Raw genomic sequence first — 18,489 nt, 5'->3', positions numbered from 1 at the left:
TATCCTTAAAAAGGGATTTGATCGTTGCGGCTGCGGCGCGCTTGCTCATCCTCGCGTCGGTATTCCGCCAAGACAGCTTCGATGGTCTGTTTGGCGCTGGTGATTTCGCGAGCATCTGGGACGCGCGCGGCGTCAACCAGCCTTTCAAACTCAGCGAACGTGAGGACGATGGCCGTCTCTTCGCCTAGCCTACGAAGCCGCCCGTTCTGAACATCCCCAAGATACGCATGAACATCTGATAACTTGGCGGCGATGTCGCGCTCAGTGCCGCGCCCCTCAGCGGCTGCGGCAAAACCACGCATCCACCACAGCGCATCGGCTAGCTTGTCCCGTGCGTCTTGCATGTCGATCATGCGGCTTCCTTCTCAATGAGTTGATCGATTTCACGGCGGGCCCAGCCGCTAACACCGCACACGGCTGGCTCGTCAGCGTAGCCGGGCCAGCGGTCGGCGCTCAGGCAGTCTGCGAAGGTGCGGATCGCGCGGCGGTTGAGTGCCCGCCCGTATTCCAGATCCTCGTCGCTCAGCGTCCACAGCGCCACGGGCAGATAATCGCCCTGCTCCCAGCCTTTGCCGGGCTTCTCGACCACTGGGTGAACGTAGAGTGGCGGGCGCTTGCCAAGCACTGCTTCGATGCCGTCCAATTCCAACGCGGCCGACATGAAGTAGCGGTACTTGGTCACGTCGGCCTGAAAGCCCGTCTGCGACGCATCGGCCGCTGTCTTGACGTTGATCCCACACGACAGGTTGTCGCGCAGCCAATCCGGACGGCAGCGCAGCCACACACCCGTTTCGGCATCCTGCCATGCCAGCGTCACCTCGGGTCGTCCGTCGGACATCAGCGCATCGCACGTCGGGTGATCGCGCATGGCCTTCACCATGGCGTCGATCTGGTCACGCTCTTCCGCGCTAACTATCGTGCATCCTGCTGCTTCCGCCGCATCGGCATCGGCGATCTCGCCGGCCATTGCCTTGCTCTTGGCGCGGCTGAAGCCTTCCGGTGTGACGTGATAGCAGTTCCGGTCCTGCCACCGCTCAGGCAGTAGCAGCGCGTCATGAAAAGCCGACCCCAGCCGTAGCGCGTCGGTCTGCTCCTGTGGCTTGCGGTTCGGGTTGAGCGGCGAACCCTCCCAATAGTGCCGCGGGGTGCAGCCTTTGGCCTGGAACGCGCCGCCCACCAGCTTCTTCAGCCCGGTCGAGCTGATCGACGGCGATGGGCAGATTTCCCGGCCGTGATAGTCCTCGTTGCTGATATCCTGGTACGCACCGGCCGTGGTGATGAGAGGCGCGTTCACGACAGCCACCACAGGCCAACGATCGTCGGCACCGCGACGAGGAAGATCGCTGCCAATGCCCACAGCTCGTAGGGCGCGACGGGGTATTCGACGCGCTCAACGGGCAGCAGATGATCCTGCCGCGTCGCATGGCGGACGCCTTCGAAGTGATTGGCTTGGTAGAGCATCAGTTTACTCCTTGGTTTGCGACGGCTTCCTCGGCGGCCCAGCGCGCTTCACGCTCAGCCCGGCACTTCGCCTCGTGATCTGCGAACAGCGCGTTGACCTGTGCCTGCCCAGCCACCTTGGCGGCTTCGAACGGAGCCGGATCGCGCCAGTATTCCTCGATCGTGCTGAACTCGTTCGCAGGTGCATCCGGCGCCCGGTAGGCGTCACGAGCGGCTCGCAGAATGTCAGCGGTCGGAAAGGCGACGCCCATCTCAGCGGCCTCCTGCGGTGTGGTAAATGCGGGTCGCCATGCCGTAAGGGCCGGACAGGGCTGACACTTCGGCGCCGTGAAGGGCGTTATCCTCGGCGTGGTCGTCGCTGATCGACTGGCGCATCAGCTCGCACAGAACGTTGTCCAGCTTGTCGAGCGCGTCCTGGTCAAAGTTGGCGAAGTCCTTCGCCTCAACGATACGCTGGATCAGGCCGATCTGGCGCGTCACGGACAGCGACTTGACGCTGCCCTCAATGGCGCGTTCGGTCGCAATGCGCTGTAGGTTCGCGTCATGCTTCATGGGATTGCTCCTGAGCGGCCGCGATGTACGCGAAGTCTTCCGGGGGCAGGTGAGACGCGAGGACACGGATTGCCTCACGAGCCGCAGGGCTGGCCTGCCGGGCTATCGAGAACGATTGCTGACACCACCCGGCGCCCGGCCATGCCTTCGCAATCTCCCACACGCGCTCGAAAAACTGAGCCTGTCCGTACTCGTCAAACTCGGTGAACAGGTCAGCGAGTTCACCCGGCGTCAGATCATTGATCTGGATGGTGCGAGTTACCCTCACTTCCCTTCCCCCTGCTGACGGGCGGCTGTGGCGGCTGAGCGGGCCTCAGCGAAGATCGCAGCTTGGCTTGCCGTGATCGGCGTACCGGCGACCGACAAGAGCGCAGTCAGTGCCTTCAGCAGGCGAGGCGCCGACACAAGCAGGTTGACATGCTCGCCGAACACATCGGCTACCAGATCACCCGGCTTGCCGTCTTCATCCGTCTCGTGAATGCTGCCGTAACCCAGCTCGTCGGTGACGAGCTGCCAGACGAGCGGCTGGTACTTGCCCACCTCTTCCCCGGTGATGGGGGTGCGGGGGGTCATGCGGACACCTGCGGAGTGTGCATTTCGGCCATCGCCTTCTGGCACAGCGCGGCGATCTTGGCGTTCGATGCGGCGCGATGGGCCTCAACGATTGGAACGGCCAGCTCCCAGGCCACATTGTACATGCGCCGGCTGCTGTCGCCGCTTGGCACGCCCAGCTGTAGGCCGTCCTGCTGACGACCGAACGCGTCGCGAATGTCAGGCGCCTTGTAGCGCGTCTTGGCCTCTGCCAGCTCTGCCAGCAGCTTATCGGCAGTCTCGACCTCGCGATACGCGTAGGCCAAGTCGCGAGCTGTCTCGAACGAGATCATGCTGCCTGCTCCAGCGCGGGCACGGCGCACGGCAAGTATGCGATCGGCGTGCGGTTCTCGGCAGCTTTCTCGATGGCCCGTGCAAGCGCCTCGCGGACGCTGGTGTCGCTGCTTCCCGACGAGCAACCGATGCCGTCTCGGGCGTGGCCTGCATAGTGAACGGTCGCGGTACGGACGATGCGGTCGCCAACCTGCATGCGGCCGAGCGCGATGCTGGTCAGATCGTTATCTGCTGCAACCTTGTCGAGGTATTCCTCAAAACTGGCCTGTGCCATGTCGTCGCTCCAATGCCGCAAGCGGAAAGCCGCGGCGTTGGGGACGTTATATATACGTATGCGTATAGCTGCAAGCGGTTTTTATCCGCTCGCGTATTTTTTATTCGCGATTATTCGATAGCCGTCAGGCCGGGATAATCGCCTTTACCTTCGCAGCCCACTCGATTTCGGCGTCTTCGATCAGCGGAGCATTGGTGCTGACCAGGTGGTAACGGCGGGGCTTCGATCCACGGATCACTCGTTTAACAAGCGTCCGACCGTCGACCAGTTTGACAACGCATAGGCAATTCAGGACCTCATCCTCCAGGACGGTCTGCTCGCCTGCGTAGATGAGCCGCCAGCCGTCCTCGGCCACCGGAATGAGGCTATCCCCTCTCACCTCCACCGCAACGGCCTTCCCACGTACAAACGGGGGCCGCTCGACGGTGCCGAAACCATCGCCATGCGCCATATCATCGAAGGGATATATAGCAGCACCGGCGCCAACATATCCAACGATTTGAACGTCTCCCGTTCCATCCGCCCGCATCGCCGTGCTTAGGAACTCTTCGACGGTGACGTTCGCCAACTGCGCGAGCCGCACCAGCGCATCATGCTTCGGCGCAGATCCGCCTTCCCACCTCGCCACGGTGGCTTGGGTAGCGCCGATTACAAATCCAAATTCGGTCTGCGTTTCGCCGCGGCTTTGACGCAGGAGCTTAATGCGATCGGCAAGGGGAGTCGTCATGCCGCGCGCATATGTCCGACTAGGCGCAAACTCCAATCCGCCCGCGCATATTACTGCTTGCGTATCTATACGCATACGTATATATCCGTCGCATGGCACATCGCTCTCTTGCGGACCGGCGCCGCGACCTTGGCCTGTCGCAGACAGACCTCGCCGGCAAACTGGGGATCAGTCAAGCTGCGGTATCCCGCGCTGAGAACGAGGATCGTTCCGACAAACGGTACGAGCTGTCGCTTGAAGCGCTGGAGCTTCGCGCCGCAATGGCCACCCGCCGCGCCCGCCCCACCGAGGGGGTCCGGGCATGAGATGGCAAGCCATCGCCGATGCGCGCGTGAACGAGGTGATGTTCGTTTGCGACGAGCGCGACGGTAAACCTTACACGGTCGCAAAGGCCTTCAAGTCGTTCGCCGGTATCTGGATGTATCCCGGAACGGTTGAGGAAATCGACTTCGAGCCGGCCTTTCGCGCGGATTACGACGAGCCCGGCAACCCGTTCCATTGGCCGCTTCCCTCGCCAAGCGAAGCTAGTTCGGGCGCGGCTGGTCTGCTCCGGCTGCGGGCAGAAGCTGCTGAATTTGTTCAAATAGGAGGGCAAGATGCACCTCAGCACGGTTGACCACGTCTTCCATTTCGGCGGTCGGCGTCGGAACGTGTGTGCGCATCTGACGAACGATGCCTTTGTGCGCGGCATCGGCGGCAAATCGCGGCGCCGGATCGGTGATGAGCCGATTGGCGATAAGCTGCGAAAGCACCATGCGGAAAGCCAGGACTGCGCCAGCCATTTCGGTTTTCCAGTCGTCTTGCACGCGATTCTCCAGCCAAGCCATTGCGCGCCAGACGGTAGCGCTGAGCAGTTGCCGCGCAAGCGCTCCTTGTTCGGGGAGCAGGCAGCATGATCGCCCTTACCATCGCCGCCTGGTGCGCCGTCATCCCGCCCACGACCGACGACCGCCAGCACGGCGAGGGGGAGCGGGTCCGGGGTGACGTTCAATCTCATGGGAGTGTCGAATAATGGCCACCCGCGCAAACATCTTGGGACAAAAACCTGTTCTGCCGAAAGGTCGCGTTGCGGCCCTACTGTCGGCAGGCTGGGCACGCATCATCGCCACGCACGGTAAGGGTGTGCTGGCCGATGCGCTTGACGTGTCTGAAAACACCATCGGCAATGCTTTGGCGCAGCGCACGACGCCGGAACTGCATACCGCGCTGAACAGCCTCTCGGTCGATCCAACTGCCTTGGACGAATTGTTGGCGGGTTACGGCTTCCGGCTATGTCCGCTGCATAGCAAGGCCGCAAATGATCTGGCCACCGCGGCCGGCGTCATCGGTGCCATGGGGGAGCTGGTCGAAGCGCTGTCTGACGGCGTGCGCGATCACAACGAGACGTTGGCCATCGCAACCCTGCTGCGCCCGCATCTGCCGGCGGTTCAGGCGATCGTCCACGAGGCGGATATGCTGCGAGGTGCCGCATGAGCATTTTCACCATGCTGGACGAGATGGCGCAGCGCCGTCGTCGTGAAGCCGCCCGGCGCGCACTGGCCGCAATGGTCGAAGCCCGCCGCAACAGCGCGGGAATCATCTCCTACGTCAAGCACCGTGAAGCTGCCAAGCGTGGCCGGGAGAGCCGGGCATGACGCGCCAGCAATACGAGATCATCCGCGCCATGAAGCAAGCGCGCGGTTGGATAACGTCGCGCCAGATCAATGAGGCGATTGGCGGCAAGGGCAGCCACCGGAATGTGATCGTGCAGATTCACTATCTGCGTGAAGAGCATCCCGAACACCTGATTGAGAGCGACCTGAGCGGTCCGGCGTCCAAGGGCTACCTGTACCATGGTGAGGTTGCCGCATGAGCTGGCAAAGCATTCATGACGAGCTTGACGCAATCAGCCGCACGCGCGCGCTTACGCTTCCCGAAAGCCTGAAGCTGGAAGAGGCGATCAAGAACGTCGATGCCAAGCGCCCTCCGCAAGTGCGTGACCGGTGGACCGCACGCGAAGAGCGCCATCTGATGACGATGGTCAAGTCGGGCGTCTCGATCAGCGAGGCGGGCCGCAGACTCGGCAAGTCGCGTTCGGCAGCCCTCGGAAAGTGGGGACGCCTTGCTGCTGGCGCGGTGTCGTCATGAGCGCCCACACCACCGAAGCTCAGGCGAAGATCGTCCGCGACGCGGCCAAGGCCATCGCCGGCCTCACGACCAACCCGCGCGTCATGACGGCGCTGATGACGCTGACGATCGCGGATGACGAAACGCTGGCGGCATTTGCGAGGAAGATCCGATGAGCAGCGGGACACCCTCCTATCGCGCACGGCAACCCGTGCTGCTGGCCGAACAGCTGATCGCTTGGAAGCGATACCGCGATGGCTGGTCTGTCAGTGACGTTGCGGTATCGATCGCGCGGTTGCCGGCCGAGACGCGGGTTATCCTGCATGGGGGTGCGATGTGACCGCGCTCCGCAAGACAACCGAAACGGCAAAGGTCATTCCGATCCGCCCCGACCCGGCGCTTGCGGATGCCTATCGTCGTTCCATCACCATCCATTACCCGAACAGTGACGAGTTCACGATCAACACGCGCGTCGAGCTGATGGCGCTGCGGGATCGCGCCTGTTCGGCGCTTCGTCGCTGTGGCCCGGAGGCCGAACCCATCCTGGCCGAAGCTGCTCGCATCTCCACCCTCGCTGCACTTGCCGGCGTAGACACCCGCCAGCTCGCCTTCATGCGCGTTGCGGTCGAATCTCTGATCTTCGCCGCTGACATGATGCGGAGGTCGCAGGCATGATCGAGCTTCGTGATTATCAGCGCGATCTTATCGAACGCGCCGGCCATGCGCTGGCCAAGCATCCGCGAGCGCTGATCCAAGCGCCGACAGGAGCCGGTAAGACGCTGCTTTCCGCGTCCATGGTGGGCGGCGCCGCGAACAAGGGCCGGCGGATTATTTTCCTGACGCACCGCGTCGAGCTGCTGCGGCAAACCTGCGGCGCGTTCGACAAACTCGGGATCGATCATGGCACGATCCAAGCGGGCCAGCCATTCAACCCGCACCATCAGGTGCATGTCGCGTCGATCCAAACCGTAGCTCGCCGGCTGGATGCCCTCAAGACATATGACATGGCTGTCGTCGACGAGGCACATCACGCGGTCAGCAAGACGTTTGCCGACGTCCTCAATTTCATCCGGCCGCGGTGGACTGTCGGTCTTTCGGCCACACCCTGCCGCCTCGATGGCAAAGGTCTGTCCGAGCAGTTCGACACGATTGTCAATGGCCCGCGCGTCGCCGAGCTGATCGACCGGGGCTTCCTGTCGAAGTTCAAGATTTTCGCGCCGACAACGGTTGACGTGACCAGCGCGCGCACCGTGTCCGGCGATTACAACAAGCACGATATTGAGGAACTGGTCGACAAGCCCAAAGTCGTCGGTGACGCGATACTCCACTGGCACAAACTGGCGGCTGGCAAGCGCGCCGTCGTGTTCTGCGTCAGCCTGGCGCATGCCGAGCATGTCGTTGAGCAGTTCCGCGCCGCCAATGTTACCGCGGAGCGCGTCGACGGCAAGATGGGTCAGGCCGAGCGTGCCGCGGCTCTGGGCCGGTTCGAGCGCGGCGAAACGCTGATCCTTGCCAGCGTCGACCTTGTGTCTGAGGGATTCGACCTTCCCGCGATCGAGGCCTGCATCTGCCTGCGCCCGACGAAAAGCCTCTCGCTTTGGATCCAGCAGATCGGCCGAGTGCTGCGCCCTTCACCGGGTAAGGATCACGCGATCATCCTGGATCACGTCAGCGGCACGGCCATGCACGGCTTTCCAGACGATGACCGGGAATGGAGCCTGGAAGGCGTCAAGAAGAAGAAAAAGGGCGCGGTGTCCGATGACGAACTGCGGGTCAAGACATGCCCCGAATGCTTCGCTGTCCACCCGATCTTACCTAACTGCCCGTCATGCGGACACATCTACGAGGTGAAGAACCGTCAGCCTGAATATGCTGATGGCGAGCTTGCCGAGATCAGCCGCGATGCCGTGCTGAATGATCTGGCCCGCAAATTCGAGGTTGGCCGGATGATGCGGGACGCGCAGTCGCTGAGCGACTTTCAAAAGATTGCCCGCATCGCCGGCTACAAACCGGGCTGGGCATATCACCGTTGGTCATCGCGTCAGCAAGGCGGGGCACGTGCCCATGGCTAATAACGCGCACACCACACTCGTTCGATCGGCGCTCGTCGCTTTGTCGCAGCAGGGTCACCTCGCCTGGGATAATCAGACCGGCGCGGGCTGGGTTGGCAAGTTCGTCACGCGCACTGCGACAGGCCGCACGATCCTAGACAGCGCTCGACCCATATCGTTTGGCCTGCCGGGCAGCGCGGACATCATCGGGGTGCTTGTGGGCGGAAAGCCACTCGCGGCCGAAGCGAAAACCGGCACCGGGCGTCAGCGCCGGAACCAGCAAAACTTTCAGGCGGCATGGGAAAAGCGCGGCGGGATCTACGTCGTGTTCCGGTCGGTCGACGAACTTTTGGGAATGATCTGTGACCGCATTGCAGCCTAAAATCCGTGAAATACGGACAGGCCGGTCGTATGACCCGGCCGAGAAATGGCGGACGCACCTCGTCTACAAGGACGATGGGCTGAAGCTCGTCGACAAGGACATCGGCAACTTTCGGCTGATGCTGACGCATCACGACGAACTCGCTGGCCACATCCGCTACAATGACTTTTCGCTCAATATTGAGGTTGGGAACGTCCCGTGGCGCAACAGCTCGACGCCGCGCCCGATCCGCGACGAGGATTACACGCACGTCCGCGAATGGATGCAGCGTCACGGCCTTAAGCCCACGCAGCAAGAAGCACGCGAAGCGCTCGTCCTTGCCGCGCGCCAGCACAGCTATCATCCGATCCATGATTACCTGAGCGGGCTCAAATGGGACGGCACCGATCGTCTCGAACACTGGCTGACTGAGCTGCTTGGGGTGCAATCCGATCCCTATACCAAGCTTATCGCGCCCAAGGTGTTGATCGGGGCTGTGGCGCGCATTTTCGATCCGGGCTGCCAACTCGACACCGTGCTGGTGATCGAGGGCGATCAGGGCCTGCTCAAGTCGTCCGCGATCAAGGCGCTATTCGGGCCTGAGCATACCCGCGATGCGACCGATCTGTTTCGGCAGCACAATAAGATGGTGCTGCTTATGACGGGCGCCTGGGCGATCGAGCTTGCCGAATTTTCGGCAGTTCTGCGCGCCGACGAAAGCACGGTGAAGGGCCTCATCACGACCCGTACCGATAGCGTCGTGCTGCCCTATGCCCGGTCGTCAACCAATCACGACCGCCAATGCATATTCATCGGTACGCTTAATCCTGACGAGAGCGGATACCTTAAGGATCGCACCGGCAACCGCCGGTATTGGCCGGTATTCGCCACCGCGATCCGGCTCGACGAGATCGTAAAGCATCGCGATCAGCTATGGGCCGAGGCTGTAGTCCGATACCAGGCGCAGGAGCCTTGGTGGCTTGATCGGGAGCAGGAAAAGCTTGCTGTCGAAGCCCGTGAGACGCGCAACGTCATCGATCCATGGTCCGAAATCCTGCGGCACCGTCTGAGGGACATGCCGACCACTGACCCGATGATCGCCATGGGCGAGATAGGGATACCGAACGAGAAGCGTAATAAGGAAACGCGCGATCGTGTCTGCCGGTGCCTGCGGGAGATCGGGTTTGAGAATAAATCGGCGTGGGACGCGAACCTCGGGAAGAGTGTTCGGGCTTGGCGGCGACAGGAGCAGGGCAAGTGATCCTGCCTCACACACATATGCCGGTGAGGTCTGTCATTCCTCACACGCTCACGCGTCCTCACACGTCCATTACAGACGGTGTGTGTGTGGCCAAAAATGGCCGTTTCCTGTGGGTTTCAGTCCCCTTTTATACCCTCCTCACACACCTAGGGTATAACTATCATATGGAAAAGGTAAAAACGGCTGATTTCCGCCGTTTCTGCCATATCCATAAAAAGGCTGTGGGAAGTTTCGGGGTAGGGTCTGTGAGGCCCCATCCATGACCGGCCTCACCCCCTTCATCGTCGCCATGCTGAAGGCGGACCCGGCAGCGATTGCCCGCGCCGACACCGCCAAGCTCGCGGGCAAGTACGACATCCCCGCCCCTACCGCGGCCGGGTTCATCCATTTGCATATCGGGAGGAAGTGAAGATGGCGGAAGACTTTTCGCTTGGCGACGTGGCTCTGGCCGCATCTCAGGCTAAGCACGTCGATCGGCTGTTGGTTATGCCGACAAAGAACCTGACGCCAGAGCAGGCATTTTCGTGGCCGCTCTTCGGAATTGTGGAGCGCGAACCTAGCAAGCCTAAGCGGTGGAGGATGACGGCGTTCGGCCTCGCCGTTCGTGCGCGCCTTCAACAAGCCAATAGCCGGTCTGCCAACCCTGACACCGGGAGGAAGTGATGGGAGAGAAGCATACGGGCGACGTGCTGCAAAAGCTGGCACGCTTCATGGGCGAGCAGACCGAGCGCGAAACCGTTGTCGCTTGGCTGCGCGCTACTGGAGACAGCAAGAAGCACGGCACTGACTGGCGGGCCTACTATGAGATTGCCGACGCGATCGAAATCGGTGCGCATGAGGGAACTCTGACCCCCACCGATACGAAGCCCGCGGGAGAGGGGGAAGGCGCATGAGGAAGAACGCTTACGTCCGCGTCCGCCGGCTGGATCAACGGCCTGAGCGGGTCTGGGCTTTCGCTGAGGACAGGGGCGAAACCGGCATCGACTTTTACCAGATCACCAATCCGTTCTTCGGCCGGGATGCGCGCATGCAGTCATGGAGGCGCCCCCTATGACCAGCCACACACATTCGGGAGACGCAGCATGACGACCCAACAGACGAAGGTGGTCAAATCCTGCCGAAAAGGCACCGTACAGCGCGAAGTGGCGCGCGGACCATATGCGTATAGCCTAGCGCCGGTTTCGGCTTTCCTTGCGCCTTATTTCGCGATCCATCCGGTCGCCCACCCCACCCACACCAACGATCGGGGAGAGTAGGCCATGGGCATGCTCGGTCGCCCTCCACGCCCCCGGCCTGACGACTTCGAAGAGGTTTTCGAGGTCATGGGCTGGGAGTGTGCCGACCACTACGGAACGAATCCGCGCAAAATTGCACAGTGGGCAGATCAGACTGGTCGCGAGCGCCTGCGTACCCGACGCCGCAACTATGTGCTGGGCAATCGACTTTCGTCACTAAAAAGCGCCTGCGCTCGGGTGTAATTGGTCGGGTGCTATGGATGGCGCCCCGCAAAATACGGATGGAATACGGAGCGAGGCCTTCGAGGAGCAGAAGGGTAAAGGTCGCCCGAAAGGCGCGCCGAATAAGACTACTGCGCTGCTTAAGGATGCGATCATTCAGGCCGCTATCAAAGCTGGCGGCGATGGCGAGGAAGGCGGCCTAGTCGGATATCTGGTCAAGCAGGCTACCGATTATCCAAAAGGCTTCCTGCCGCTTCTGGGCAAGGTTCTTCCAATGCAGCTTGCCGGTGATGACGGCGAGCCGTTGGTCATCAAGATTGTGAAGCCTGATGCCTGAGGTAAGCCTCCCGCATCAATGGTCGCCACGAGAGTACCAGCACAAGCTGTGGCGGTACATGCACGCGGGTGGCAAGCGGGCCATTGCTATTTGGCCCCGCAGGCACGGCAAGGACGATGTCGCGCTGCATTACACTGCCTGCGCCGCCCATGAGCGCGTCGGTGTATATTGGCACCTGCTTCCACAGCAGAACCAAGCTCGGAAAGCGATCTGGAACGCGGTGAACCCGCATACCGGCCGCAGGCGGATTGACGACGCATTCCCGGCAGCCGTTCGAAAACGCACTCGTGATGATGAGATGTTCATAGAGTTCAAGTCGGGCTCGACGTGGCAGGTCATCGGATCGGACAACTACGATGCGCTGGTCGGCACACCGCCGATCGGCGTCGTGTTTTCAGAATGGGCTCTCTCCAATCCACAGGCATGGTCACTAATCCGCCCTATTCTGCTGGAGAACGGCGGCTGGGCGATGTTCATCACCACCCCGCGTGGGCGCAACCATGCTTATCGCATGTACGAGATGGGCAAGGCATCCGATGATTGGTTTGCCGAGCGGCTAACGGCTAACGATACGACCGTTTTTGACACAGATGCGCTCGCGAACGAGCGGGCCGAAATCATTCAGGAGCGCGGCGAAGACGACGGCGACGCCATCTACCAGCAGGAGTACATGACCAGCTTCAGCGCCGGTCTGCCTGGTGCCTACTACGCTAAGATCATTGATCGGCTTGAAGCGGACGGGCGCATTACCGCCGTGCCATACAACCCGCAGGCCCAAGTCCACACTGCGTGGGACCTGGGCCGAAACGACCAGACGGCGATTTGGTTTGTGCAGCGCTATGGCACCGGCTGGGCGATCATCGACTACCTCGTCAACACGAGCGTCGGCATCGACTGGTATGTGAAGGAACTGCGCGCCAAACCGTACAACTATGGCGAGCATCTGATGCCCCACGATGCCGAGAACGAGCATCTGGTCAGCGCTACCGGCTCGATCGCCGACACTGCCGGGTCCATGGGTCTGACCGGCATTCGAATTGTTCCGCGTACGGCCAGTGTCGCCAACGACATCAACGAGGTCCGGCAGATCCTGCCACTCTGCTACTTCGATAAAGCGAAGACTGAGAAGGGCGTTGATGCTCTACGGGCCTATCGCCGCATCTGGGACGAGAAGCTGCGCGCCTATCGCGACACACCGCTGCACGATTGGGCAAGCGACCCAGCCGACGCCTTCCGCACCTTCGCCATTGGCAAGCCCCGTGACCGCGAGCCTGCCCGCACCATCGACTATTCACAGCTATCGAGGGGGATCGTCTGATGGCGATTGAGGTGCCCGAAGAGTTCCTGCAATTCCTCCGCAGCGAGCAACAGCGCGGCTATGACACGGCGCTGGAAGACGCTCGTGCAACCTCGCTCGCGTTCTATCAGGGCAAGCCCTACGGTGACGAAGTCGAGGGCCGCAGCCAAGCTGTGACGCGTGATGTCGCCGAAGTGGTCGACACGTCGCTAGTCGGCATCCTCAACACCATTCTGGCCAGCGGCAAGGCCGTTGAGTTCGAGAGCGAGCCAGAGCCGCAGATCGGTGACGATGGTGAGCCTGTCACCAAGCCCGGCCCGCCCGACGAGAACGGCGAGCCGACGCAAGGTGCGCCGGTTATGGTGGACTATGGTGAAGAAGCCACCGCAGCGGTCCGCTACCACTTCCTGCGCAAGCAGAAGGGCTATCGCATCCTGCACGATGCGCTGAAGGCCGGTAAGCTGGAGAAAACCGGCATCGTCAAGACGTTTGCTGAGCCCCAGCCGTCTTTGCATGAGCAGCGCCGGGTCACGGCAGAAGAGATTGAGGAGCGGCCGGAGGGATACTTCGTCAGCGGCATGGAAGTCGTGGAAATGACTGGCGTCGAGCCGGGTTGGGAAGCGACCATGCAGTCTCCGCTGTGGGATGTGACCTTGGCCATCCCGCAGCCACCGCTGTTTCGTGACCGCGCCGTGCCGAACGAGTATTTTCGCGTCTCGCCGGATGCCGATGATCTGGATGAGGCAGCCTATGTCGGCGAGCGCATGCGCAAGTCGTACAGCGATTTGGTCAAGCTGGGCTACGACCCCGATGTTCTCGACGCATTGCCTAGCAATGGTGGGGGCGGCGAACAGGTCGAGAAGGCACGTGATGCCGATCGCAGCAACGATACCAACAGCGTCGGCCGTCGCACCGGCGCCAACCGCATGTTCTGGCTGGAAGAGGAATACCCCCTCTACGACCTGAACGGTGATGGCATCGCTGAGCGTCTGTTCGTCCACCGCGTCGGCAACGTCATCCTGAATGTTATGGAGGTGGATGAGCAGCCGTACTCCATCTGGTCACCCTTCCCCGCCTCGCACCGCCTCGTTGGCGACAGCACGGCCGACAAGACGATGGACATCCAGCGCATTCGATCGGTGCTGCTGCGATCGGGGCTGGATAGCCAGTACTTGGCCACGGCGCCACGTGTCGCGGTTGCTGAAGAGGCTATGACGGTCGACACGATCGATGACCTGCTGACCGTCCGGCCAGGCGGCCTGATCCGCTACAAGGGCAATCTGCCCCCGCAGCCGTTCACGCAAACCGACACCAGCGCCATCGCCTTCCAGGGCATGGAAATGATGAGCGCCGAGCGGGAAAGTCGCACCGGTGTTACGCGTCAGTCGCAGGGTCTGAACCCCGACACGATGAACAAGACGGCGACCGGCATGGGCATGCTCATGGCCCAGTCGCAGCAGATCGAGCTGTATATCACTCGGAACTTTGCCGAGGGCATCGTCGCCAGCATTTTCGCCAAGCGATACCGCCTTATGCGCAAATTCGGCCAGCCGTTCCGCATGAAGATCGAGGGCAAGTACCGCACGATCGACCCGCGCAAGTGGCCCGAAGAGATCGACATGAACATCAATGTCGGCATCGGCACGGGCAACAAGGATCAGAAGATAGCGCTTCGCCAGCAGCTGTTCCAGATCCAGCAGGGCATCGTCATGGCCGGCGGTCGGATCGTCAGCGAAGAGCAGGTATATCAGAACGTCCGCGGCTTCGTGCAGGATAGCGGACTGGGATCGCCGTCGGATTACGTGCTGAACCCTGCCGATCTTGGCCCCGCGCCCGAGAAGCAGGACCCCGAGGTCGCCAAGGCACAAGCCGACGCCGCTACCCAGCAGGCGAAGGACCAGCATGCCCACGAGTTGGCGATGGGGCGCCTGACGATCCAGCAGCAGGAAAACGAAGCCAAGAACGCGCTCGCGTCGCAGCAGCAGGAATTCGACCTTGCAGCGGCTCGCGAAAAGGAAGCGCTGCGGTCCGAGCTGGAGCGTGATCGCGCGACGTTCGAGGCAGGCTTGGCGCAGGAAAAGCAGGCTTTCGACATGCGCCTAGCCGTCGAGCGGTTCCAGTTCGATCAGGAGATGCAGCGGAAGAAGGCGGATTCCGCTGAGGATAGCGCGGAGGGCGAGTCGCCTGACCTTCCTACCCTGCGCCCAGGTGGAGATTTGGACAAGTGAGCGACGAAACCGCCCGCCTCGCCCGTGCAGAGCGCGCCGATGCCGCCATGCAAGAGTTCGTCGGCCCGGCGCTGGCGACGATTCGCAGCGAGTACGCAGAGAAGCTAATGGAGATTGTCGCCAAGCATCCAATGCGCGGCGAGCCGCTTGCCATGGTCGAGAAGCTGGGCACGGCGCTCAAGATAGTTGACCAAATCGAAATTCAGATGCGCGCTCTGATCGCCGATGGCGACGCAGCGAAGTTTGAGGCGGCTCGCGCAGACCAGATGGCCCGGTTGAACACCGAGCAGCGTCGCTATGTCAATTACTGACACCCCCGCACCCATCGCTGAGGCCTACGAGCGTCTGTTGGAAGAGCGCCGTCAAGTTTCGGCGATGGACCCAGCTGAGCGCGCCGCCCGCGACAAGGCCATCGAACACGCAAGTGACCGGCGCCGCCTGAAGCGCCGCCTGTGGAAGCCATTTTGAGGAGCATGGACATGGATATTCAGACCGAGGTCGCACCGAGTGAGCAGACGCCCGCCGCACAGCCCGCGGCCCCCAGTCTCACCGACATGTATGGCGATGAAGCGCAAATCGAGCCGACCGACGGTCAGCCGCAGCAGGACGCCCGGGCCGAAGCCAGTCAAGATACCACGGATGCTGGTGACGACGGAGAGCCCGCTGACGTAGACCTTCCGACGATTGATACGCCGACGTCTTGGGCTAAGGACGCGAAGGATGTCTTTGCGTCTCTGCCGCGTGAGGCGCAAGAAATCATCGCTAAGCGTGAAGCCGATCGCGAAAAATTCGTGCAGACCAAATCGCGAGAGGCGGCGAACACCCGCCAAGCTGTGGAGTCCGAAGCGCGCCAAGCCCTGACGACGATCATGCAGAATCACCAGCAGGCACTGGAGCAGTTTCTGCCCGAATTGCCGCCGATGCCGGACCCGCGCCTGCTTGCCAGTCCCGAACACAGGGATATTTACTTTCAGCAGGAAGCGGCGTACAAATACGCTGTTGCCCAGCGAGACAGCGTTTCGCAGCAGCTTGAGCAGGCGCGAAACCACGCGCAGGCTATTTACCAGCAGCAGCTGCAAGCCGAAATTCAGGCCGAACATGCTGTTTTGGAAGACGCATTTGGGGATGAATGGTCCGATCCATCCTCGCGCGCAAAGCTCCTTTCTGATCTGGAGCCCATTGCGGCGGAATTCGGATATCCCAAGGAAGTGATGGCAGAGGCACGTGCGGCCGACATCATCGCGCTTCGTCGCATCGGAGATTTGAAGGCCAAGGCCGACAAATACGACCAGCTGATGAAGAAGCGGATGGAGCCCGTGAGGGCAGCCAAACAGCCACTTCCGCCCGCAGCGCGCCCCGGCGCCCAGCCTGGCCAGTCCAAGCCCCGCGGCACCTTGGCGACGCTCTATCCTGACGACGTTCCCCGCAACTGAGGGAGGCTAGGCCTCCCATCGCTTCAACGGAGGCCGCATGGCTACCATCGGAAACAGCTTCCGAGGCATCATCGACCACTATGCCTCGACCAATCGCAACGGGGATGTCATCCCCGCAATCGAAGCGCTGCATCGCCTCAACCCGCTGATGCAGGACGCTCACGTCATCGACTGCAACGACGGGTCCGGCCACATCAGCCGCATCCGCACCGGCCTTGGCGATGTCGCCTGGGGCCAGCTCTACAAGGGCATCATCCAGTCGAAGGGCACCTCCATGCAGGTGCGCGACACGACGGGCTTTGTCGAGCGGCTGGCCACGATCGACACGCGCTATCTGGAGAAGGTCAAGAACCCCGCAGCCGAGCGGGCTGACGAGGCGAATGTCGCCTTGGAAGCCATCGCGCAGGATGTGCAGGTCAACTTCTTCTATGCCGACACCGCCACCACGCCTGAGCGTTTTAAGGGCGTCGCGGCGCGCTACAACTCGATTACCAACGGCGGTGCTGCGGCCACGCAGATCATCGACGGTGGGGGCACGGGTTCGAGCAACACGTCCATCTGGATCTTGGGTTGGGGTCCGAGCGGCACCAGCCTCATCACGCCGGAAGGATCGACGGCTGGCGTGCAGCGCAAGGACATGGGCGTTCAGCGCGTTTATGACGAACAGAATCGTCCGTACTTCGCCAAGGAGGAATACTTCCGCCAGGATATCGGCGTGAAGGTGGCTGACTGGCGTCAGAACGTCCGCATCGCGAACATCGACATCAACGCCGTGAAGGCCGGCACCGTCGACCTCTTCGCCCTGCTGCGGCGCGGTTACTACAAGATGCAGAACCGCCGCGACACGCTCATCGAGAACACGGACGGCAACGTCACGGGCATCAAGCCGGTGATCTACATGAACCGCGATCTGCTGGAAGCGCTCGATGCGTTGTCCACGAACTCGGGTGCGTCGGACAACAAGATCCGGCTCATGCCTGAGGAAATCGCGGGCAAGGAGATCAAAGGCTACCGCGAGATGCCGATCCGCGAAACCGATGCGCTCATCAACGCCGAACAGCGCGTCATCTAAGGAGGGCTGAGCAATGATTCTCGACCGTACCGGCCTGCTCTCCGAGAACCAGGCCATCACCGCGACGGCGGCTTCGACCAACGTCATCGATCTGGGCAATCCCGGCACGCCGTACGGCGCGTCGACGCCCCTCAAGCGCGATATCGGACGCGGCGAGCCCGTGCCGTTCTTCGTGGGTGTGACTGAGGCCTTTAACAACCTCACCTCGCTGACGATCGCGATCCAGACCGACACCACGGCAGCCTTTTCGGCTCCCGACACGGTGTTCTCGGCGACCTACGTCGCGGCCGATCTGGTGCCCGGACAGAAGCATATCCAGCCGGACTGGTTCCCGGTTGGGGCGAGCAAGGAGTTCGTCCGCATGTTCTACACGGTCACCGGCACTGCGCCGACGACCGGTCGCATCACGGCTGGCGTCGTCATGTCGCGTCAGACCAACTCCGGGAGGTACTGATGACGGTAAAGACCTACACCTCGCCTGAAGCCGTCTATGTCGATGGCATCTACCACAACGCCAACACGCCGTTCACCACGGCGGCTGAGCCCAACGACAATTGGGAGCGGGTCAAGCCGGTGGAGAAGGCCGCAATGGAAGCGTCGGACAAGACGCTGAACGTGCAGCCGGCTCTGGAGGACTTGGAGCTTCCCGCGCTGAAGGCTCTGGCGGCGACCAAGAACGTGCCCAGCGTCGTGGATGGCAAAGCGCTGTCTAAGAAGGAGCTCATCACCGCCATTAAGGCGGCTGACGAGCCGACGCTCTGACCATGTGAGGGGCTGGGAAACTGGCCCCTCCTGTTTTGAGGTGGCATAATGGCATACGCCGATCAGCAGTTCAGTGATGGCAGCGTTCGCGAGAACGCATTGCTTGCCAATACTGTGAACGTCGGGCTGCTGGTTCCTGCGCTAGGTATCGGTGCCGTCGTGGCCGTCCCCCTCGCCATCTACAAGGTGTCCTGATGGCGTCCATCGTTGCACAAACTGAAGAGG

Annotated in this window: 35 protein-coding genes; 25 read left to right on the top strand and 10 right to left on the bottom strand. The window is 61.8% G+C overall.

Features of this window, described 5'->3' with window-relative positions; translation table 11 throughout:
• Positions 1-5: 5 nt before the first annotated feature.
• From GGR47_RS11710 to GGR47_RS11665, 10 genes are all read right to left on the bottom strand, one after another.
• The gene (locus tag GGR47_RS11710; RefSeq protein WP_147035281.1) at positions 6-353 is read right to left on the bottom strand and encodes a hypothetical protein; all 348 of its coding nucleotides are present in this window, start codon (positions 351-353) and stop codon (positions 6-8) included.
• The gene (locus GGR47_RS11705; RefSeq protein ID WP_167509704.1) at positions 350-1,294 is read right to left on the bottom strand and encodes a PD-(D/E)XK nuclease-like domain-containing protein; all 945 of its coding nucleotides are present in this window, start codon (positions 1,292-1,294) and stop codon (positions 350-352) included. Before GGR47_RS11705 ends, GGR47_RS11710 begins: the two co-directional genes overlap by 4 nt.
• Positions 1,291-1,461, bottom strand: a complete 171-nt coding sequence (locus GGR47_RS11700) for a hypothetical protein (protein ID WP_167509703.1) — start codon at positions 1,459-1,461, stop codon at positions 1,291-1,293. Before GGR47_RS11700 ends, GGR47_RS11705 begins: the two co-directional genes overlap by 4 nt.
• Positions 1,461-1,712 carry a hypothetical protein gene (locus GGR47_RS11695; protein ID WP_147035278.1) on the bottom strand — a complete coding sequence of 84 codons (252 nt, stop codon included), beginning with the start codon at positions 1,710-1,712 and terminating at the stop codon, positions 1,461-1,463. Before GGR47_RS11695 ends, GGR47_RS11700 begins: the two co-directional genes overlap by 1 nt.
• Before the next feature lies 1 nt (position 1,713).
• Positions 1,714-2,013: a hypothetical protein gene (locus GGR47_RS11690; RefSeq protein ID WP_147035276.1), complete on the bottom strand. Its 300-nt coding sequence runs from the start codon at positions 2,011-2,013 to the stop codon at positions 1,714-1,716.
• On the bottom strand, positions 2,003-2,281 hold the full coding sequence (locus GGR47_RS11685; RefSeq protein WP_147035274.1) for a hypothetical protein: 279 nt from the start codon (positions 2,279-2,281) through the stop codon (positions 2,003-2,005). The genes GGR47_RS11690 and GGR47_RS11685 overlap by 11 nt, the downstream gene beginning before the upstream one ends.
• Positions 2,278-2,586 carry a hypothetical protein gene (locus tag GGR47_RS11680; RefSeq protein WP_147035272.1) on the bottom strand — a complete coding sequence of 103 codons (309 nt, stop codon included), beginning with the start codon at positions 2,584-2,586 and terminating at the stop codon, positions 2,278-2,280. Before GGR47_RS11680 ends, GGR47_RS11685 begins: the two co-directional genes overlap by 4 nt.
• A complete protein-coding gene (locus tag GGR47_RS11675; protein ID WP_063685006.1) occupies positions 2,583-2,897 on the bottom strand; it encodes a hypothetical protein in 315 nt (104 codons plus the stop codon). Before GGR47_RS11675 ends, GGR47_RS11680 begins: the two co-directional genes overlap by 4 nt.
• Positions 2,894-3,172 carry a hypothetical protein gene (locus GGR47_RS11670; protein WP_147035270.1) on the bottom strand — a complete coding sequence of 93 codons (279 nt, stop codon included), beginning with the start codon at positions 3,170-3,172 and terminating at the stop codon, positions 2,894-2,896. The genes GGR47_RS11675 and GGR47_RS11670 overlap by 4 nt, the downstream gene beginning before the upstream one ends.
• A gap of 124 nt (positions 3,173-3,296) precedes the next feature.
• Positions 3,297-3,899: a helix-turn-helix domain-containing protein gene (locus tag GGR47_RS11665; RefSeq protein WP_167509702.1), complete on the bottom strand. Its 603-nt coding sequence runs from the start codon at positions 3,897-3,899 to the stop codon at positions 3,297-3,299.
• 92 nt (positions 3,900-3,991) lie between these two features.
• Between GGR47_RS11665 and GGR47_RS19385 the strand changes: the two genes are divergently transcribed.
• The 25 genes from GGR47_RS19385 to GGR47_RS11535 all read left to right on the top strand — a co-directional run bounded on the left by GGR47_RS19385 (position 3,992) and on the right by GGR47_RS11535 (position 18,459).
• A complete protein-coding gene (locus tag GGR47_RS19385) occupies positions 3,992-4,204 on the top strand; it encodes a helix-turn-helix domain-containing protein (protein ID WP_147035266.1) in 213 nt (70 codons plus the stop codon).
• Positions 4,201-4,515 (top strand): hypothetical protein, encoded by a 315-nt coding sequence (locus tag GGR47_RS11655; protein WP_147035265.1) that lies wholly within the window; start codon positions 4,201-4,203, stop codon positions 4,513-4,515. Before GGR47_RS19385 ends, GGR47_RS11655 begins: the two co-directional genes overlap by 4 nt.
• The gene (locus tag GGR47_RS11650) at positions 4,496-4,795 is read left to right on the top strand and encodes a hypothetical protein (protein ID WP_147035263.1); all 300 of its coding nucleotides are present in this window, start codon (positions 4,496-4,498) and stop codon (positions 4,793-4,795) included. Before GGR47_RS11655 ends, GGR47_RS11650 begins: the two co-directional genes overlap by 20 nt.
• A gap of 115 nt (positions 4,796-4,910) precedes the next feature.
• Positions 4,911-5,372, top strand: a complete 462-nt coding sequence (locus tag GGR47_RS11645; RefSeq protein ID WP_147035261.1) for a hypothetical protein — start codon at positions 4,911-4,913, stop codon at positions 5,370-5,372.
• On the top strand, positions 5,369-5,533 hold the full coding sequence (locus tag GGR47_RS11640) for a hypothetical protein (protein WP_167509701.1): 165 nt from the start codon (positions 5,369-5,371) through the stop codon (positions 5,531-5,533). The genes GGR47_RS11645 and GGR47_RS11640 overlap by 4 nt, the downstream gene beginning before the upstream one ends.
• A complete protein-coding gene (locus GGR47_RS11635; protein ID WP_147035259.1) occupies positions 5,530-5,751 on the top strand; it encodes a hypothetical protein in 222 nt (73 codons plus the stop codon). Before GGR47_RS11640 ends, GGR47_RS11635 begins: the two co-directional genes overlap by 4 nt.
• On the top strand, positions 5,748-6,026 hold the full coding sequence (locus GGR47_RS11630) for a hypothetical protein (protein ID WP_147035257.1): 279 nt from the start codon (positions 5,748-5,750) through the stop codon (positions 6,024-6,026). The genes GGR47_RS11635 and GGR47_RS11630 overlap by 4 nt, the downstream gene beginning before the upstream one ends.
• Positions 6,023-6,181, top strand: a complete 159-nt coding sequence (locus GGR47_RS11625; RefSeq protein WP_167509700.1) for a hypothetical protein — start codon at positions 6,023-6,025, stop codon at positions 6,179-6,181. The genes GGR47_RS11630 and GGR47_RS11625 overlap by 4 nt, the downstream gene beginning before the upstream one ends.
• Positions 6,178-6,345: a hypothetical protein gene (locus GGR47_RS11620; RefSeq protein ID WP_167509699.1), complete on the top strand. Its 168-nt coding sequence runs from the start codon at positions 6,178-6,180 to the stop codon at positions 6,343-6,345. Before GGR47_RS11625 ends, GGR47_RS11620 begins: the two co-directional genes overlap by 4 nt.
• On the top strand, positions 6,342-6,680 hold the full coding sequence (locus GGR47_RS11615) for a hypothetical protein (RefSeq protein ID WP_147035255.1): 339 nt from the start codon (positions 6,342-6,344) through the stop codon (positions 6,678-6,680). The genes GGR47_RS11620 and GGR47_RS11615 overlap by 4 nt, the downstream gene beginning before the upstream one ends.
• A complete protein-coding gene (locus GGR47_RS11610) occupies positions 6,677-8,077 on the top strand; it encodes a DEAD/DEAH box helicase (RefSeq protein ID WP_147035253.1) in 1,401 nt (466 codons plus the stop codon). Before GGR47_RS11615 ends, GGR47_RS11610 begins: the two co-directional genes overlap by 4 nt.
• Entirely contained in the window at positions 8,070-8,438 is a 369-nt protein-coding gene (locus GGR47_RS11605; RefSeq protein ID WP_147035251.1) for a hypothetical protein, read from the top strand. The genes GGR47_RS11610 and GGR47_RS11605 overlap by 8 nt, the downstream gene beginning before the upstream one ends.
• Positions 8,419-9,678 carry a virulence-associated E family protein gene (locus GGR47_RS11600; RefSeq protein WP_147035250.1) on the top strand — a complete coding sequence of 420 codons (1,260 nt, stop codon included), beginning with the start codon at positions 8,419-8,421 and terminating at the stop codon, positions 9,676-9,678. Before GGR47_RS11605 ends, GGR47_RS11600 begins: the two co-directional genes overlap by 20 nt.
• A 259-nt stretch (positions 9,679-9,937) precedes the next feature.
• The gene (locus GGR47_RS11595) at positions 9,938-10,087 is read left to right on the top strand and encodes a hypothetical protein (protein WP_167509698.1); all 150 of its coding nucleotides are present in this window, start codon (positions 9,938-9,940) and stop codon (positions 10,085-10,087) included.
• Positions 10,088-10,089: 2 nt separating this feature from the next.
• Entirely contained in the window at positions 10,090-10,341 is a 252-nt protein-coding gene (locus GGR47_RS11590) for a hypothetical protein (protein ID WP_147035248.1), read from the top strand.
• Complete coding sequence (locus GGR47_RS11585) at positions 10,341-10,571, top strand: hypothetical protein (RefSeq protein ID WP_147035246.1); 231 nt, start codon at positions 10,341-10,343, stop codon at positions 10,569-10,571. Before GGR47_RS11590 ends, GGR47_RS11585 begins: the two co-directional genes overlap by 1 nt.
• Positions 10,572-11,169: 598 nt before the next feature.
• Entirely contained in the window at positions 11,170-11,472 is a 303-nt protein-coding gene (locus tag GGR47_RS11580; protein WP_147035245.1) for a hypothetical protein, read from the top strand.
• Positions 11,465-12,790, top strand: a complete 1,326-nt coding sequence (locus tag GGR47_RS11575; protein ID WP_147035243.1) for a hypothetical protein — start codon at positions 11,465-11,467, stop codon at positions 12,788-12,790. The genes GGR47_RS11580 and GGR47_RS11575 overlap by 8 nt, the downstream gene beginning before the upstream one ends.
• A complete protein-coding gene (locus tag GGR47_RS11570; RefSeq protein WP_147035241.1) occupies positions 12,790-14,997 on the top strand; it encodes a portal protein in 2,208 nt (735 codons plus the stop codon). The genes GGR47_RS11575 and GGR47_RS11570 overlap by 1 nt, the downstream gene beginning before the upstream one ends.
• A complete protein-coding gene (locus tag GGR47_RS11565) occupies positions 14,994-15,308 on the top strand; it encodes a hypothetical protein (protein ID WP_147035240.1) in 315 nt (104 codons plus the stop codon). Before GGR47_RS11570 ends, GGR47_RS11565 begins: the two co-directional genes overlap by 4 nt.
• A gap of 168 nt (positions 15,309-15,476) precedes the next feature.
• On the top strand, positions 15,477-16,430 hold the full coding sequence (locus tag GGR47_RS11555) for a hypothetical protein (protein ID WP_147035238.1): 954 nt from the start codon (positions 15,477-15,479) through the stop codon (positions 16,428-16,430).
• Positions 16,431-16,467: 37 nt separating this feature from the next.
• On the top strand, positions 16,468-17,502 hold the full coding sequence (locus tag GGR47_RS11550; RefSeq protein ID WP_147035237.1) for a major capsid protein: 1,035 nt from the start codon (positions 16,468-16,470) through the stop codon (positions 17,500-17,502).
• A 13-nt stretch (positions 17,503-17,515) separates the two neighbouring features.
• The gene (locus GGR47_RS11545; protein WP_147035235.1) at positions 17,516-17,956 is read left to right on the top strand and encodes a Bbp16 family capsid cement protein; all 441 of its coding nucleotides are present in this window, start codon (positions 17,516-17,518) and stop codon (positions 17,954-17,956) included.
• On the top strand, positions 17,956-18,264 hold the full coding sequence (locus GGR47_RS11540; RefSeq protein WP_147035234.1) for a hypothetical protein: 309 nt from the start codon (positions 17,956-17,958) through the stop codon (positions 18,262-18,264). Before GGR47_RS11545 ends, GGR47_RS11540 begins: the two co-directional genes overlap by 1 nt.
• A 48-nt stretch (positions 18,265-18,312) precedes the next feature.
• Positions 18,313-18,459, top strand: a complete 147-nt coding sequence (locus GGR47_RS11535) for a hypothetical protein (RefSeq protein WP_167509697.1) — start codon at positions 18,313-18,315, stop codon at positions 18,457-18,459.
• The last annotated feature ends 30 nt before the right edge of the window (positions 18,460-18,489 follow it).

Source organism: Sphingomonas aquatilis (genome assembly GCF_014196115.1).
GTDB classification, from domain to species: Bacteria; Pseudomonadota; Alphaproteobacteria; order Sphingomonadales; family Sphingomonadaceae; genus Sphingomonas; species Sphingomonas aquatilis.
Note: the sequence above shows the minus strand (reverse complement) of the source record. Positions and strands in the feature narration are given on the sequence as shown.